This is a genomic window from Sphingobacterium sp. xlx-130, assembly GCF_011007405.1.
Taxonomy (GTDB): domain Bacteria; phylum Bacteroidota; class Bacteroidia; order Sphingobacteriales; family Sphingobacteriaceae; genus Sphingobacterium; species Sphingobacterium luzhongxinii.
The window spans coordinates 219,217-235,931 of the sequence record NZ_WFKN01000006.1; the positions used below are offsets into that span (position 1 = coordinate 219,217).

15 protein-coding genes are annotated in these 16,715 nt (G+C 38.2%); 7 read left to right on the forward strand and 8 right to left on the reverse strand.

From position 1 onward, the window contains the following. Positions 1-120 precede the first annotated feature (120 nt). The 7 genes from G7B18_RS12410 to G7B18_RS12440 all read right to left on the reverse strand — a co-directional run bounded on the left by G7B18_RS12410 (position 121) and on the right by G7B18_RS12440 (position 9,351). Positions 121-582, reverse strand: coding sequence for a hypothetical protein (locus G7B18_RS12410; protein ID WP_164122787.1), 462 nt, complete (start codon positions 580-582; stop codon positions 121-123). A gap of 696 nt (positions 583-1,278) precedes the next feature. After that, on the reverse strand, positions 1,279-1,632 hold the full coding sequence (locus G7B18_RS12415) for a hypothetical protein (RefSeq protein ID WP_164122789.1): 354 nt from the start codon (positions 1,630-1,632) through the stop codon (positions 1,279-1,281). A 28-nt stretch (positions 1,633-1,660) separates the two neighbouring features. Continuing rightward, entirely contained in the window at positions 1,661-1,915 is a 255-nt protein-coding gene (locus tag G7B18_RS12420; protein WP_164122791.1) for a hypothetical protein, read from the reverse strand. A gap of 353 nt (positions 1,916-2,268) precedes the next feature. Further along, a complete protein-coding gene (locus tag G7B18_RS12425) occupies positions 2,269-3,660 on the reverse strand; it encodes a RagB/SusD family nutrient uptake outer membrane protein (protein ID WP_164122792.1) in 1,392 nt (463 codons plus the stop codon). Between the two features lie 10 nt (positions 3,661-3,670). Then, positions 3,671-7,216 (reverse strand): SusC/RagA family TonB-linked outer membrane protein, encoded by a 3,546-nt coding sequence (locus tag G7B18_RS12430; RefSeq protein WP_205601708.1) that lies wholly within the window; start codon positions 7,214-7,216, stop codon positions 3,671-3,673. A 180-nt stretch (positions 7,217-7,396) separates the two neighbouring features. Then, positions 7,397-8,632 carry a FecR family protein gene (locus G7B18_RS12435; RefSeq protein ID WP_164122796.1) on the reverse strand — a complete coding sequence of 412 codons (1,236 nt, stop codon included), beginning with the start codon at positions 8,630-8,632 and terminating at the stop codon, positions 7,397-7,399. A gap of 116 nt (positions 8,633-8,748) precedes the next feature. Then, complete coding sequence (locus tag G7B18_RS12440; RefSeq protein ID WP_164112193.1) at positions 8,749-9,351, reverse strand: RNA polymerase sigma factor; 603 nt, start codon at positions 9,349-9,351, stop codon at positions 8,749-8,751. 438 nt (positions 9,352-9,789) lie between these two features. Here G7B18_RS12440 and G7B18_RS12445 point away from each other — a divergent pair, with 438 nt between their 5' ends. From G7B18_RS12445 to G7B18_RS12465, 5 genes are all read left to right on the forward strand, one after another. Then, positions 9,790-10,497 (forward strand): type 1 glutamine amidotransferase domain-containing protein, encoded by a 708-nt coding sequence (locus tag G7B18_RS12445; protein WP_164122798.1) that lies wholly within the window; start codon positions 9,790-9,792, stop codon positions 10,495-10,497. Continuing rightward, positions 10,497-11,438: an NAD-dependent epimerase/dehydratase family protein gene (locus G7B18_RS12450; protein WP_240452851.1), complete on the forward strand. Its 942-nt coding sequence runs from the start codon at positions 10,497-10,499 to the stop codon at positions 11,436-11,438. Before G7B18_RS12445 ends, G7B18_RS12450 begins: the two co-directional genes overlap by 1 nt. A gap of 16 nt (positions 11,439-11,454) precedes the next feature. Beyond that, the gene (locus G7B18_RS12455; RefSeq protein WP_164112191.1) at positions 11,455-12,402 is read left to right on the forward strand and encodes a helix-turn-helix domain-containing protein; all 948 of its coding nucleotides are present in this window, start codon (positions 11,455-11,457) and stop codon (positions 12,400-12,402) included. 269 nt (positions 12,403-12,671) lie between these two features. After that, positions 12,672-13,571, forward strand: coding sequence for a sensor histidine kinase (locus G7B18_RS12460; protein WP_164122799.1), 900 nt, complete (start codon positions 12,672-12,674; stop codon positions 13,569-13,571). A gap of 70 nt (positions 13,572-13,641) precedes the next feature. Next, positions 13,642-14,106: a DinB family protein gene (locus G7B18_RS12465; protein WP_240452852.1), complete on the forward strand. Its 465-nt coding sequence runs from the start codon at positions 13,642-13,644 to the stop codon at positions 14,104-14,106. Between the two features lie 108 nt (positions 14,107-14,214). On the opposite strand, the gene G7B18_RS12470 is transcribed toward G7B18_RS12465, so the two are convergent. After that, on the reverse strand, positions 14,215-14,745 hold the full coding sequence (locus tag G7B18_RS12470) for an NAD(P)H-dependent oxidoreductase (RefSeq protein WP_164122801.1): 531 nt from the start codon (positions 14,743-14,745) through the stop codon (positions 14,215-14,217). 97 nt (positions 14,746-14,842) lie between these two features. Here G7B18_RS12470 and G7B18_RS12475 point away from each other — a divergent pair, with 97 nt between their 5' ends. Together G7B18_RS12475 and G7B18_RS12480 are read left to right on the forward strand one after the other, a co-directional pair. Beyond that, entirely contained in the window at positions 14,843-15,196 is a 354-nt protein-coding gene (locus tag G7B18_RS12475) for a winged helix-turn-helix transcriptional regulator (protein ID WP_164122803.1), read from the forward strand. A 278-nt stretch (positions 15,197-15,474) separates the two neighbouring features. After that, positions 15,475-16,533 (forward strand): class I fructose-bisphosphate aldolase, encoded by a 1,059-nt coding sequence (locus G7B18_RS12480; RefSeq protein WP_164122804.1) that lies wholly within the window; start codon positions 15,475-15,477, stop codon positions 16,531-16,533. Positions 16,534-16,715: the final 182 nt, after the last annotated feature.

Below are 16,715 nucleotides of genomic sequence, written 5' to 3' on the forward strand. Positions count from 1 at the left end.
TACATTAGAGGCGACTATAAGCGGTAGTATAAAATAGATATGAGCTAAAACAAAGCCACCTAGAATCATCTAAGTAACTCTATTTAAAGGCCCTCATCTAAATTTAGGCACTCCGAACGCCTAATTGTCATTTTCTTGCTTAACAGGGCTTTGCTCTACATAACGGTCCACGCAAAAATAGAGTATCAAGGCGAACAATGTACCTAAAGCTAATAGAATCGCAAAAAGCTCTAACCGTTCTCGCATTTCTGTCATCGGCGGACGGAATAAGAAAGCGAAAACAACAGACATAATTCCAAAAAGTATCAGACATTTTTTCCATAGTTTTAGTGCTCTATTGTTTTTATTGTAACAGTAGCTTTTTATAATCTGGAAAGGCAATAGAACAAGTATCAACGAAAATATGTAAACGAAACCATAAGTCTGTCCATATATCTGATACAGCTGCTCTCCAAGTGTTTCAATATGAAAATCATAGTATTCGTATTTACCATACACAACACCATTGTAGATATTAGGCCACCATCTAACTGGAGCTATTAGCGCTACCACCAATAGCGTCAGGAGAAAAGTAAAAACCATAGCTACTGCAATGAGATTACCTGTGTAAAATAGGTTCCCCTCAATGGATCATGGGAATCAATTATCTAATTACTTGCCCTTTCAAACCTATAACGATCAACAACTAAATACAAAAAACCATGAACCATCGAAGAAAAGAGGATTAAGGTGAAAATAAAAGGAATGTTATAGTCAACTGCTCCGTAATCCGTAAATAGTAAATAGCCGTACCCCGTGATGCAAACCAAAAATAGATTAATTGAAATATAAACTAACAAAGACTTAAGGTAATAACCTTTTTTTATTCTGTATAGCATATGGTACTTAACCAAATGATAAGGCAGTAAAGACGCTAATAACAATACCGTTGAAAAAAGAAAAAAGCCAATGAAAATCCGATCTAAAAAAGGCCAGATAGAATCATATTGAAAAGCCTCCCCCTGATAATCACGATTAATAAGATTACACCAATAATCCTTTATATAAAAAATGGGAAACAAAACATAGGTGACAAATATATTTCCTACGATACTCCTAGTTGTGAATTTAGTCATTACAATCTGTACTTAATGTGCTTAGTGAGGGTTTCCATAATTCGTCTGCGGCAAAGAATGCAACGTTTTGCATACTTGCATCAACCCCCGTTGTTAGTCGATCTACTCCTCTGGTATAAAGGTATATGACCCATCTGACTTTTGAAAATACCAAAAGTCTCTATTACCAAAAACAGGGTGAATTCCATAATTTGTAATTATACCCTATTTCTTTTGCATACTTGGACGAATCAACTCCTACAGCGTTACTCAGAAACTTAATATATCGTTCTCGATCCGGACCATTCTTAATTAAATTTATTTGATCTTTATACTTCTTTATAATCATTTCACGCTTTCCTTTATCAGGATTTTCTGCTATTCTATTGGCGTCATATGCTATACTGTATTCTCTTAATCTCAAAATATCCACCTTCAGATTCCTTTGCTCCATTGACATTTGCGCAAAAGAAATAGCCGAACAAAAAACATATATAAATATTGTTGCTAGCGTAGCTATAAATTGTCTAATTTTCATGTTTTCTTTTTTAATTTAAATGTAAGTATTATTTTTTCCTGTAGTAAATCCTATTGTATTTATAGTCTCCATTGCTAAATGTTGTAATGGGACCAGTAGGGCCATAAGCTTGCGGAATATCACGGGGATGATGATAGATTATTCCATATGACTCTCCCGTCTTGCTTTCCGCTAGAGTAGCATATCCATTGGCATCGACCTGAAAATTAGCTATCTTATTCTGAAATGAATTCCAAAGTCCGGTATGCCCAGATGTATATCGGACTTCGCGGTTATAAGACATCCATCATTCTGTTTGCCATTTTTTGCGCTATCTGCTTGAGGCTCCAACTTTCTGACAAGTAATAAGCAGAAATATTTTAATCCGTGCTGGTAGTTTTCAAAGACAGGGGGACGTAGTCCGTAGAATGCTACCATCTCCCCTTTTTGTGAGATACTTTTATGTGTGAACGATTGGTATTTGTCTGACACTGTCTTTTAGATCCTAATAACTTTCTATAACGCCAAAAGCCATTTCTTAAACAACAGAAATGGCTTTTGATTTACCTTAATGGCTTTTGATTAGTCCTTTTTAGAAATCTAACAAATTAAACGAATTTATGTCGGCTCATTAAGTGTAAAATTACTATTCTTGAACTACCGTTCATTTTGTGGTAGATTATTGAGTTCAATTTCATTCTTTGGAATCGGCCATACCCACCGGGGACTATTTGGAACGAGCTCATATCTCTTTCCTGCCACTTCACGAACTAAGGTTGTCGCAAATCGGGGATCCTTATTTAACCTGCGCAAATCCTCCCAACGAACTCCTCTAAAAAACAATTGTTTTCTTCTTTCTTTTAAAATAAAGGCCAATATATTGTCTTCACCTTCCACGACGAAGGGCTCAAAGGTTCCTGTTTTATAACGATACTTTAATAGATGATTTACATCTTCCATTGCGCCCTGATAATTTTTCAATCTAGCCTTACATTCTGCGCTCATCAGCCATAACTCATCGGTAGCAAAACCAGTAAACATTGCCGACTGATTAAATTGATAAGAGCCTTTAAAAGTACGCCTACCATCGGGTTGCATAGTAAAGTAAGCTCCTCTTCGTAGGTCATTTAGCTCATACATAGTATAAATCTCATCCGGAATGTTGGTGACCCGCGAAGATGAAAGTATTTCCATTACTATACTCGTGGAAAAATAAAATACTTCGGGATTCGAGACTGCATAGTCGCCGGCAGGAAAGGTATTGACTGTGTTTAAGTTTAAGGTATTATAATCTAATAACGTGTTTTGGATTCCTAAACTTGTATTAACATGTTCCAATGCCAATTCGTATTTACCCATACTCAGATAAATTTTGGCTAATAGATGATTTGCGGCTATCCGTGAAGGACGGAAGATATGCTCTGCTCGATCAGGTAAAAGTTGAGCCGCAGTTCTTAAATCTTCTATCATTCGTTGATACAGTTCTTCGACAGTACCTCGATTGTATTTCACCGTAACATCATAGTCCAAACGAATCGGTACCCCTAGATCGTTCTTTGCCGTTTGTGCGTCGTATGGTTTACAGAAAAGCTGAGCCAGTTGATAGAAATTCAATGCTCGAATAAACAATGCACTTCCTTTCACATTATTCCAGGCATTCTGCTCGCCCGCTTTAGGAGAAACTCTATTTATATCCAAAATCAGATTGGCATGCAATATTCGTTGGTAGGCATTATTCCAATCTTTAGATTCAAGTTCTTCGAACACATCTTTTTCCCACACATAGGCATTTTTCAGATACACGTCAGTACCGGTAAGCCCATTTTCCCATACTTGATCCGAGACCTTATATTCATCTGCTCCAGCCAAACTTAAGGCATAGGATTGTTGGGTATTCATTATCCCCATTCTATCTAATAGCGCCTGATAATCGGCAGTTGTAGAGGGAATTGCCAAAGCCATATCCCTTTTTTTGTCCAAAAATTCTTTCCCACAAGAAGTTAAAGCAGAAAAGAATATTACAACCATTATATGTTTTAATACTTTCATTTCTTCTAAATTAAAAATCAATTTGTAAGCCTAAAGCAAGCGTCTTCGGACTAGTATATTCTGCGTTTGGGTAATCAGGATCGATGTTATGCTTATTGGCTTTCCAAATTACACCGAGATTACGTGCATAAGCATAAATGCGGATTCGTTGAATTTGCAGTTTACCGATCTGCTGAGGTCTCAACGTATAACTAATATTGATATCCTGAAGTCGTATCTGATCACCTTTGGTAATTAATGCCTCGGAATTCCAATACACCGTACCTGAACCTGATATCACCTTGTCTGCTCGTGCCGGGACAACTGTATTTAATTCATCACCCGGAGACTTCCAACGTTTAAAATAATCCATATGGTATTCGCCTAGATATTCAACGCCAGGTGACAATGATGTACGACGAAACACATAGCCTGCTTTCCAGGAAACCAATGCTGAAAATGAGAAGTTCTTCCATGTGAAATCATTTCTAACAGATCCAAAATAGGGCGCTACACTTACCCCTGCCTCAACAAGATCTTCGACAGAAAGACTGTTATAGAAGGCTGTGTAATCACTGGTTTTGGCACCGTCGATATACATTAACTGTTGACCTGTTTCTGGATCTAATCCATACCAAGGTATTGCATAAACTATATCGCGACTTTTACCTATTGAAGGAGCAGAGTTTGCGTTAATATAATTATCCAATCTTACTTTGTTATTGGTATTAAAGTGTGTTATCTTATTCCTGACTTTGCTGACTAAAAATGACGAATTCCATTGAAATGCGCCTACTAGATTCTTGGTGTTTAGCTGTAAATCTAATCCTTTTGTCAGTAAATTTGCATAATTAATGATGTTTGATGATGATGCAGTGCCTCCTGTGACAACGCCCGTGCTAGGTGGTAAATAATCTGCTCCGATCAAATCTTGGGCATCCTTAATATAGTACTCCAAGCTTCCGGCAATCCTTCTATTCTTACTGCCAAAATCAACCCCTAGATTAAGTGTATTGACCTGTTCCCACCGCAAAGACGGGTTTCCAATACTCAAAAGATTGGCATAGGGAAAACTAGTTATTGACTCAATACCCATATTTCGCATTACAGGAAAAGCACTAACGCTTGAATTTACATTACCACTGCTTCCATAAGTGGTTCTTAAACGCAAATAGGGCAACCATTCTACGCTATAAAAACCTTCTTTACTGGCTTCCCAACTTGCTCCTACCGACCAGAGCGGGGTTCCTTTCTGACTGGTTTTAACGCCAAACAAGTTGCTCCCATCCCAACGAGCTGAAGCTGATATTATATATCGTTGATTATAAATGTAGCTACCATTACCAAAATAAGAAAGATAGCGATCTGTAAATCTGGTATTATTCTCATTAGTAAAAGGTATCCGCCCTGTCCCATTCGGACGAGTTGGAAAAGACTTTGTGTAATCATAATACCTTGTACCGGTCAATAAATTTGGGTCATAATTAAATAATTGGTATCCTGGAAAAGTATTCTGAACTACTTCGCGGATATCCGTCCCCACTAGTGCAGTTACCGAATGTAATTCACCAAATGTTTGATTATAATTCAGTTGCGCCCTTCCCGAGTGGGAATAAATTTCGCGGTTATTGGTACTTGAATAAATACCGCCATAAGGGATTTCTCTTTTTCCATTAGCCTGTGTATAACGATTGACCAAATTTCTGACATAATAACTGTCTTTATCATACTCTTGGATACTTCCACCGCTGCTTTTTACATATTGATAGGTCCCACTGAAATTGAAATGGTCCAAAAAGCTGTAATTTATTCCGCCAGTAAGCTTAATCTCGGTGCTTTTGGATGATCTATCTGTTAACCGCTGCTCATCTAAAGGTCTATAGGCCCAATCTAATAGGCCAGACTCTTGTGCGGCATTGACATACGGTAACCGATAGTCTTTGACGATAGGTAAAGCACCTCCTTCATCCTTCAATCGAATATAAGGGGATAAATAAACAGCGCCTAAACCACTGAGACTACTCAATACTAATCCGTTATTTTGCGCTTTTTGTTGCGTATACCACATTCCTACATTCAACTCCAACCCTTTCGTAGGTTTAAAGGTGTTTTGTAAGCTGATGTTAAGTCTCTCATTATCATCCCCGATTACATTGCTTCTATTCTTATCTTGGCCTGCAGATCCAAAGTAGCGGTAAAAATCGCCACCTCCCTTTACGTTGAATGCATATTGTTGATTAATGGACGATTGGTATAAGTACTTTAGGGCTTCTTCTCGAACATCTGTATTTTTTAACTGTTGTACTTTTGCTAAAAAATCTGCTTCACTTAATGTTCCATTGCCGTTGTTATATTGAATGAGCAATTCTACATATTCAGGAAAAGGTGTTTGACTAGTGCCGGGCAAATAATACCCCCCCTTTTCGTACTTCTCCTTTTCTATCTGCATAACGACTTCGCTGGGAAGTCGTTTCTGACTATAAAAAAGATCTGGCTTTTCACCTATGGTAACATTGCTATTTAAAGAAACCTTTGCTTTCTCACCAAACTGCCCTCGCTTAGTAGTGATAACGATCACCCCATTTCCAGCACTCGCTCCCCAGATACTGGCTGCAGCTGCGTCCTTCAAAACGGTGATGCTTTCCACATCATTAGGATTGATATTATTGATATCACCTTCATAGGGAAAATTATCGACTACAATTAAGGGGGAATCATGGGACATAATTGTCGCTACCCCTCTGACTCGGATATCCTTTGCCTCGGTGCCATTTGCTTTTACAAACTGTACTCCTGATGCTATCCCTTCAAGTCGCTGTAAAATGTTGCCTCCTACGGCACGGTTTAATGTTGCATTATCGATGTGGGTAAAACTTCCTGTAGCCCTTTCTTTAGGCACAGTATAGAAGCCTGTATTCATTACTACTTCTACTTCATTTAAATCGGCTTGATTAGCGAACAGGATAATTGTCCCCATATCCGCAGATACTTTTCGTTCTTGAGGTTTATAGCCTAGGAACGTTATGATAAGAACGGCATCTTTCTCTACATTTCTTAGTGTAAAGGATCCTTGACCATCTGTTAATACGGCATGCTGTGTCCCTTTAACTTTTATCGTAGCCCCTATTAGTGGATTCCCTATACTGTCAGTCACTTTTCCCTTTATGGTAAGTAATTGCAACGCAATTTCAGAATGCGATAAATTCGCCTTAGGGCTATCCTTAATCACGATTGTCTTATCAATTATCTCGAAACTCAACGGCTGATCAGCCATTATTTTTTTTAAAGCTTGCTCTATGCCGATTCCTTTCAGATCCACAGTTACTTTTAAAGCTCCTTTAAGTGCATTATTCTTGTAGAAGAACGTGTAGCCGGTTTGGATTTCGATCTTCTTGAACACCTCAGTTAAGGTTTGGTTTCTTTCTGATAATGTCACGCTTTGCCCATAAACAGTGCCCGACACTTTCAGGCAAGTTAATATGATGATCAGGATGGTCAGTTTCATGATGATGAGGTATTTAAAGATTGTCTTGTCTCGGCAATTAAATACATGGGGTAAACCTATAGAAAAATTCATAACTTTGTTTTGGTTTAGTTTTAAGAATCTGTTGAATGATAAATGACTATTCCATTTTAACCGGAGCGTTTCCTTACGACGTTTCGGTTTTTTTTAAATGTCCTTTTGTTGGATAATGTGTGGATTGCTATGTCATGGTTTTAGTTTTTTAAGGTGAAAACACTGTGTTTATTATCAAATTTATTGTTGAACAACCAATTTATTTCCTTGCGTAGTTCTTATTAACGTGAACTGTAGCCCCGTTTTTTCGAGAACCTTCAATAAAGAAGACAACGTTGCCTTTCTGCTTATTCCTCCGCTATAGAGTTCCTTGGTCGGTTTTGTTTTATACGCTACTTCTATGTTGTACCAGCGACTCACTTCTTTTAGAATATCTTCAATAGGGGCATCTTTAAAGTAGATTTGATCATTGACCCAGGCTAGGGAAGTTTTGAAGTCGGCGGGTTGTACTATTATATTCCCGTCTTTATTAATGCTCTCTTGACCCGGAACAAGTAGGATTGGGCTGTTAGGAGCATAAAGATCACTTGTGTTACGGGATGATATTTGTGAAATAGAGCTTACTTGTACAGCGCCTTCTACTAGCGTTGTTTTTATATTGCTTTCATCGGTATAGGCCTTTATGTTGAAGTGGGTCCCAAGGACTCTCACTTCCTGTCCTACACTTTGTACGATGAAGGGCGTGTCTTGTGCCCCTTGTTTTGCATCCCTTCTCTTGCGCCCTGAAGCTACTTCAAAGTAGGCTTCACCTTCTAGCTCAACACGGCGATCTTTGCCGGTAAAACGGGCGGGGTATTTTAGCGTTGTGGCAGCGTTCAGGCGTACTTTGGATCCGTCGGGTAAGGTGACTTGGTATTGGCCGCCTTTGGGAGTTGTGAGGGCGAGAGTTTGTACCGGTGTATTCGTATTTCTTGTGGATAATGACCCTGCGTTATCGCGCTGGATGGTAGAAAGAGATGATCCATCTGCATATGAAATTGAGTCTGCTCCAATGATGATTCCTATTTGCTCATCACTTAGGTTAATGGCGCTACCGTCGGCGAGGGTTAGAATAGCACGGTTACCGCCTGGCTTAACATCTAGGCTGATCAGGTCTTTATTCTTATTGTCGCTGAAGCTCAGCTTTTCTTTTTTTGAATAAAAATAGAGTGCGAAGCTTAGGGCAATGATCAAGCAAGCAGCGGCTACGACTGTAAATTGTTTATGATGCGTGATTTTTTGTTTTTCATGGGGAATGGTTCCTATTCGAGAATGTAGGTCAAAAAGGTCAGTTTTTAGGTTTTCTTCCGTCAGTTTGTCCCCTTCTGTATTCATTTGAAGGTACCAATCTTCCACCCAGGCTTTTTCCTCAGGGGTACAAATTCCTTCTTTATATTTTTGTAAGATGGCTTTCGCCTTAAATACATTCTCGTTCATGGTTGTCGTTAAAGGTTATTTTTCCTTTTCTTACTTACATGACCGTTAACTCAAGGCTATGGGGGGGTATAAATGATAAATATTTTAATCTATTAGAAATAGAGAAGTTGAGAAGACTAAAGAAAAGCCCAAAATAAGTTCCCAAACTTAAGTTTCAAGGCTCTTAAGGCTATTTTTACATAACCACGAACCGTATGTTCAGTAAGATTTAATTTTTCAGCAATTTCTTTATGACTGAGGTATTCTTTCCTGCTGAGTTCAAAAACTTTCCTGATTTGTGGTGGTAATTGCTCAATTTCTTTCTCCACTAAAGCCTTAAATTCTCTTTCACGAACTAAATGATCGGTTGTGTTTGCTGGAGCGTTTAGATATTGCCCAAAGGACTGAATATAACTGGAACTGACATTCTGATTAGCCACATAATTAATCACCCGGTTCCTGACCGATTGATATAAATACGCGGTCAAACTATCTTTAATTTGAAACTTTTCCCTTTTATCCCAGATATACGTAAATAAATCGTGCACGATGTCCTTTGCCACTTCCCTATCCTTTATTTTCTGATAAGCATGTAAATACAGCTGGGCATAATACCGCTCATAAAGTATAGAAAACGCCATGTTATTTCCTAACCTCAGCTTCTCAAGCAAGTATTGCTCACTATCGTCTAGTGCCCTTTGGGTATTTAAGAAATCTTCTGGTTTAGTAAAGGTATTCACAACTAGCTTTGTCTAATGGTTATATTATATCAAATATAGAAAAAATGGATTGGAAAATGAAAATAATCAAAGAAGGCATTGCTTTAAAATCAAGTGGTAAAGGTGTGTTTATTGAATAGCTTGAGCTAATGACAAAAATAGTTTTAGAAATACTTAAAGGTTGGCTGAAAGAGGGGTATTTCAACGACAGCGTTATCGGTAATAGACTTTATCCGAATATATAAATGAGAAATTTACTATCTATTTGCAGCAGAAACAAATGGAGGAATCGAACTGCGCCGTGGTGTGGCTATAAGAATGGGCAGGCGGTGTCGCTCGCTGTGATTGTCTCTATGTCGATAAGCATTAGCAGCACGGAGATTTTGTTACAATTTTCCTTGATGCGGCTACATCAACTTTAATTTTCTTTTGGAACTTTGTATCATTAATAATAGCAATATGAGTATGTTGAAAATTCTAATCGTTGTGACAAACATCAATGCTTATGCGAGCGGCAACCTCGAAACGGGTTTGTGGTTAAGCGAATTAACGCATATCTACCACGCAGCAAAGGAAAAGGGATATGAAATTACGATTGCCAGTCCGAACGGTGGCAATGTGCCGATAGACCCCGAAAGCCTGAAGCCGCTAACGCTTGACAAAATTTCTAAATCATATTGGAATGATCCTGGTTTTCGGGAGTTGCTGAAAAACAGCAAGAGTTTAGTGGAAGTGTCTGCGCAAAAATTTGATTGTGTGTATCTGGCAGGTGGACATGGTACGATGTATGATTTTCCGAATGATGCGACCATGCAGACCATCATCAGAAGGCAGTATGAAAGCGGTAAAATGCTGGTTGCGATTTGCCACGGTGTCGGTGGACTGCTGAATGTAAAATTATCCAATGGAGAATACCTGATTAAAGACAGGAAGATAACAGGCTTTAATTGGTTTGAAGAAAGTCTTGCCCGAAGAAAAAAAGAAGTCCCCTTTAATCTTGAAGCTGGACTGAAAGGAAGAGGTGCTGATTACAGGAAAGCATTCATTCCGATGACTTCAAAAGTGGTGATGGACGGAAATCTGATAACCGGGCAAAATCCGTTCAGTTCAAAGGAAACGGCAAAAGTGGTCATGAAAGAACTGGAAAAACAAACGCAAAATAAATAATGATGCAAACGATATTAGGAGCCAACGGACAGATTGGCGAAGAACTGGCCAGGGTACTCAAACGGAACTTTACCTCTGCTATCAGGATTGTAAGCAGGAATGCCAAGAAAGTGAACGATACCGACACCGTTTTTTCTGCGGATTTATCCATCCGAGAGCAGGCAATAGAAGCTGTAAAAGGCAGTGAAATCGCATATTTTACATTAGGGCTTCCGATAAATTCTGATCTTTGGGAGCAACAATTTGCGTTGATTATCCAAAACGTGATTGATGCCTGTAAAATCAATGGTGCAAAACTGGTATTCTTTGACAATACTTATATGTACCCGCAGGATGACCGTGTACTTACGGAACTAACGCCTTTCGCTCCGGTGGGCAGGAAAGGTAAAGTAAGAAAGACGATGGCGGAAATGGTTTTAAGGGAAATGCAGACTGGCGGGCTGGAAGCCGTAATTTGCCGTGCGCCGGAGTTTTACGGTCCCGGTAAAACGCAGAGCATTACCAATACCTTACTTTTCGATAACATCAAAGTGGGCAAAAAATTGAAAGTACCGCTAAGCGATACCAAAAAAAGAAGTTTGATTTGGACACCCGATGCGAGCTGGGCAACTGCTTTAATTGGCAATACGCCCGATGCTTTCGGACAGACGTGGCATCTGCCTGTGGATGATAGCCATCCTACCTACAAAGAGCTTGTTGAATTGGCTACAGCTGTGTACAAGAAAGAATTGAAGTACGCTGTCGTTCCGAAGTTCCTTTTTAAGATAGGATCACTTTTCAATAAAAGGGTAAAGGAACTGCTGGAGTTGTTGCCGAGATATGAACACGACAATGTGTTTGAGGATACAAAATTCAGAAATCGTTTTCCTAATTTTGTGGTGACTACTTACAGGGAAGGTATAGAACAGATTAAGAACGAACAGCTTTCATTACAAAAATAAAAGTGATAATTTAGCGATGTATAAATCTGAAGATCAACAAATGAAAGCCCCGGCAAAAGTTTCGTCGATAAGTGCATTACATCAGTTTTTGGGATTGACGAAACCGTCCAATCCCCTGATTAGTGTATTTGATTTCGATGATGTAAAACTGGCGCCGAAAACCATTTTAAGTGCAGTTACCACAGATTTTTATGTGGTTGCCTTAAAAAAGGATTGTGCAGGCGGTAAATGCAAATATGGTCAGCAATATTATGATTTCGATGATGGTATTATGTATTTTATTGCTCCGCACCAGGTATTGCAATTTGAAGATGTGCTGCTCAATGGAGTAAAGGGCTTTGTTTTGGTTGTACATCCCGATTTTCTTCACGGTTATCCCTTAGCTTCGGAAATTAAGGACTATGGGTACTTTTCTTATGCCACCAATGAAGCTCTTCACCTTGCTGTTAAAGAAGAAAAAGCTATAATGCAGATTATAGAAAATATGGACAGGGAGATAACCGGTAATATGGATGGCTTTACACAGGACTTGCTGATCTCCAATATGGATTTGCTCTTAAAATATTGTGACCGTTTTTACAACCGCCAGTTTCTGACAAGGAAGAAAGCCAATAACGATTTGCTCACGAAGTTGGAAGACTTGCTGGATGCGTATTTTAGAACTGAAAGATTGGCTGAAAAAGGCATTCCTACCGTTCAGTTCGTGGCCGGTGAACTGCATTTAAGCCCCAATTATTTGAGTGATCTGCTCCGTGTTCATACAGGACAAACCACACAGCAACATATTCAAAACAGGTTGATAGAAAAAGCGAAAGAACTCTTATCCGCTACCTCAATGTCGGTATCTGAAATAGCCTATCAGTTGGGTTTTGAGCATTCACAGTCGTTTCATCGCCTGTTCAAAAACCGCACTTCGGTTTCTCCATTGGAGTTTAGGCACTCTTTTAATTCGGGTAAATCTTAGCACATTTTTGGTGATTAGGCTAATATCCGGAGGAAGTAGAGCTCTCAATAACAAGTTTACATATCTTCTTCAAGATATACACTAGAAATGGGTTGAAATGAAAAACTACCCATCCTCGAAAACGAGTTTTTAAAGCATAAATCCTATTGAGCTTTAAGTAACTTATGGTTGTTTGTTTTTGTGATGCTAACTGTCTTTTCAGTCACACTTTTTACCTAAATTTGGGACTCAAATTATATCAGACTATTTTATTTTAGTAATTAATTACCTTGGAATCCGAAACAATAATCAATATTTTGCTTGCTGGAATTGTCGTAAGTAAAACAATAATCGTCATTTTAGCCTATTTATTGGTGAAAAAAAACAGCGTATTGAAAGCTGAAAAAATAAAGCTGGAAAAAGCAAATGCTGAACTTGTTAAACAGTCTTTAGCTATCAGAAAATATGTTGAGGAACTTAAAGCCGCGGAAAATTTCAAAACTAAAGTACTGTCTATAGCTTCTCATGATCTAAGAGCTCCTTTTGCGTCAATTGAATCATTATTAAAATTTGAAGACTTATTGTTGATGGGCAGAAGGGAGTTGGAAGCATTTTTTGAAACCTTAAGACAAGAGGTTGGGAAATCCAGAGTTATGCTCGATGAAGTTTTACTTTGGACGGAATCTCAGCTTCGGGATACTATTGAAAACAAAGCTGTTTTAAACTTGAACGTTGAAATAGGCAAGCTCTTGAATCAGTTCAGCTACGATATTGAAAAGCAAGGAAAAAAGGTCTTCAATAATATTGATCAAAACTCCAATTTAAATATAAACAAACCTATTTTTACTTTTGTTATTAGAAATGTGATCAGTAACGCAATCAAATATGGTCGGCCTGAAGGTGTTATTTCTGTGGATTACATCAAGAAAGAAAGTGGAGAATGCTGTGTTATCATATCGAATGAAAGTGAAGAGCTGGCAGAGCATACTATTAAAAATCTTAACTATGGAAAAAGTTGGGAACGAAGGAAAATGGCTAACAGTGAGGGGACCGGTCTTGGAATTTCTCTTTGTAAAGATCTATTCAAAAGGATAGGTGGTATTATACATTTTGAGAACAAGATAGGAAAGGGTATTGCCGTTACAATTATTTTTCCTAATGATGCTTGCGAGATGGCTTCTTGTTGTTGAATTGCTGTAAGATGGCTATATTTACCATTATATTCCAGATGTTAAATAACTATAAATCAATAATAAGATTATGATGACAAGAAATCTATTTATGGCAAACCGACTGAGAGAAGTCTTGCTAAACGGCCATTGGATCGCTAATACAAACTATAGAGAACAAATAGAGGGATTAAATTGGCAACAGGCCATTCGAAAAATTGGAGATCTGAATACTATTGCTGCTTTGACCTACCACGCAAACTATTACTTGGAGGGTCTTTTAACTGCCCTTGAAAGTGGAAAACTGGAAATTAGTGATAAATACAGTTTTGATCTTCCGCCGATCACTTCTGAAATGGATTGGAATAAATTAGTGGCTAAGTTTTTAGACAACGCTGAAAATTTTGCCAACAACATCGAACTATTGGAAGATGGTGTTTTCGACAAGCCTTTTATTGACGCAAAGTATGGAACGTTATGGCGTAATATTGAGGGCGTTATTGAACATAGTTACTATCACTTAGGACAGATTTCATTGATTAGGAAAATTTTATAACACCCCACATAACAATAAAATACAGCCGCCGTGACAGCTGAGTAGTAATTTCGCGCCCCCCCCTACCGTGTAAAAGAATAGGGGAATAGCTCTTATCTTGTTGAAAACTCAGAATTTTTTTAAAAAGTCCAAATAAGAGGATATACTGCTTTCAATCCATTCTTCAGTACTGTCCAACTCTATTCCATAGTAAGCAAAGAAGGGTCTATAATCCGCTTTTACATATTCAAAAGTTAGCTCAAAAGGACGGAGTAATTCACTCAAAGTATATTTATATTTTTTATTTGAATTATATTCGTGCTCATCAATTCCTACTGAAACGGCTAACGCTATTTTCTTTCCCTTAATCTTATAACCGCTTTTGCTACCGTAGGCCCAACCATAGGTTAAGACTTCATCCAGCCATTTTTTGAATAACGGCGGACAATTAAACCAATAAAAAGGAAACTGAAATACAATCTTATCGTACTGTTCTATGAGTTTTTGTTCTGCCTGTACATCAATTTTTTCTTCGGAATAAACCTTGTGCAGCTCATGAAGTTGGTATTTGTCGGGATGACTTTTTATCTCTTCTATCCATTTTTTATTAACGACGGAACTCTCTATATTCGGATGAATAACAACTATTAATGTTCGCATATATCATTTATACTAAAATCACTGTACAAAGGTAACTGTCAAAAAATAATTCTAACTGTATGGCTCCAATTGTACGGTACTATAAAAAATGTAAGCAATGACCAAAATAAAAGAAACTTCTACAAACTTCATGAACAAACAGGCTTTAACTAAGGATTGTTTAGAAGTGTACGCTTCCAACATAATCGGTGGACAATGGACTTTAGCTATCTGCTGTTACCTAATAGACGGTAAACTCCGTTTTGGGGAACTAAAAAAATGTCTGCCTAATATTACAGAACGTATGCTCACAATGCAACTTCGAAAGCTGGAAGAAAACAAGATAGTACAACGAACGGTTTACGCAGAAGTGCCTGCCCGGGTAGAATATGAACTTACTCAAATAGGCTACGAATTGAAACCAATTATCAAAGAACTTAAAAAGTGGGGCGAGAAACACAAAGTGCTTTAATTGTCTACATCGGTTTGAATTTTACCATAATTGTTTTCCTTTCCTGCTTTACGAAATATTTGAATACAGGTCATTACCGGAGACAATGTGCTTCTTGCACTGAATTGGGGAATGCAGGGCGGTGATGTGTTTGCTGATATCCTGACTGCCTATTGGCTTTAAAACTAATGTGTTAAAAACATGATGCTGTCAAAATATATAACTAACTTTAGATAACGTAAAAAACATGTAACTACCGATCATCAATATGTATTTTATAGCTAATATACCATCACCACATGAACTACAAGAGCATTTTATTAGATTTGGGTTCGGAAGGGGAAAATCTTCTCAACTTTAGCAACCCCAAAATTGACAAGGAGCAACTGCACCTGCCCTCTCCAAAATTTATAGATGATATATTTCAGCAAAGTAACCGAAGTGCGCAGGTGCTTAAAAACTTTGCTGCGCTCTATCAACATGGCCGTCTAAAAAATACAGGGTATTTATCAATATTACCTATAGACCAGGGAATAGAGCATACTGCAGGTGCTTCATTTGCTCAAAATCCGCTCTATTTTGATCCCGAAAATATCATAAAACTGGCTATTGAAGGAGGGTGTAATGCTATCGCTACAACGTTTGGTAACCTTGCGGTCATGTCTCGAAAATATGCACATAAAATTCCATTTATCGTAAAAATAAATCATAACGAGCTACTTACTTACCCAACAAAATATGACCAAATCATGTTTGGGAGTATTAAAGAAGCCTGGAATCTGGGGGCTACAGCTATAGGTGCCACCATTTACTTTGGTTCAAAAAATTCGGACAGGCAGATTATGGAAGTGGCAGAAGCATTTGAAAGAGCTCATGAGTTAGGAATGCCTTGTATTTTATGGTGTTATGCCCGTAATAATAGTTTTATAAAGGATGCTATTAACTATGAAGTTGCTGCAGATATTACAGGCCAGGCCAACTATTTAGGCGTTAATATACAGGCAGATATTATTAAGCAAAAACTTCCGGTAAACAATGGTGGATTTACTGCGATCAATTTTGCAAAAAATGATCCAAAGATGTACTCTGATCTCTGTTCTATGCACCCTATTGATCTGTGTCGTTATCAGGTTGCAAATTGTTTTATGGGTAGAATTGGCCTGATTAATTCGGGAGGTGAGTCAAAAGGAGCCAGTGATCTTACTGAAGCCATTAGAACGGCAATAATAAACAAACGAGCTGGAGGTACAGGTCTAATACTGGGAAGAAAGGCTTTCCAACGCCCGTTTACCGAAGGTGTGGAGCTACTTAGAGCCATTCAAGATATTTACCTGGACAATACCATTTCGATAGCGTAATGTATATCGCTATGACCAACAAGCGCTAAAACGTTCTATCCATCCTATTTAGACGCTCTTTAGCTCTCATCAACATCGAGGTGAAGGCGGTATCAAAAACATGCTCCATAAGTTTATGTCTGCCAAGCTCTGTCAAACCCATATCACGTGTTGTGGTAAAACGGTTTTGAAAATTGGACACT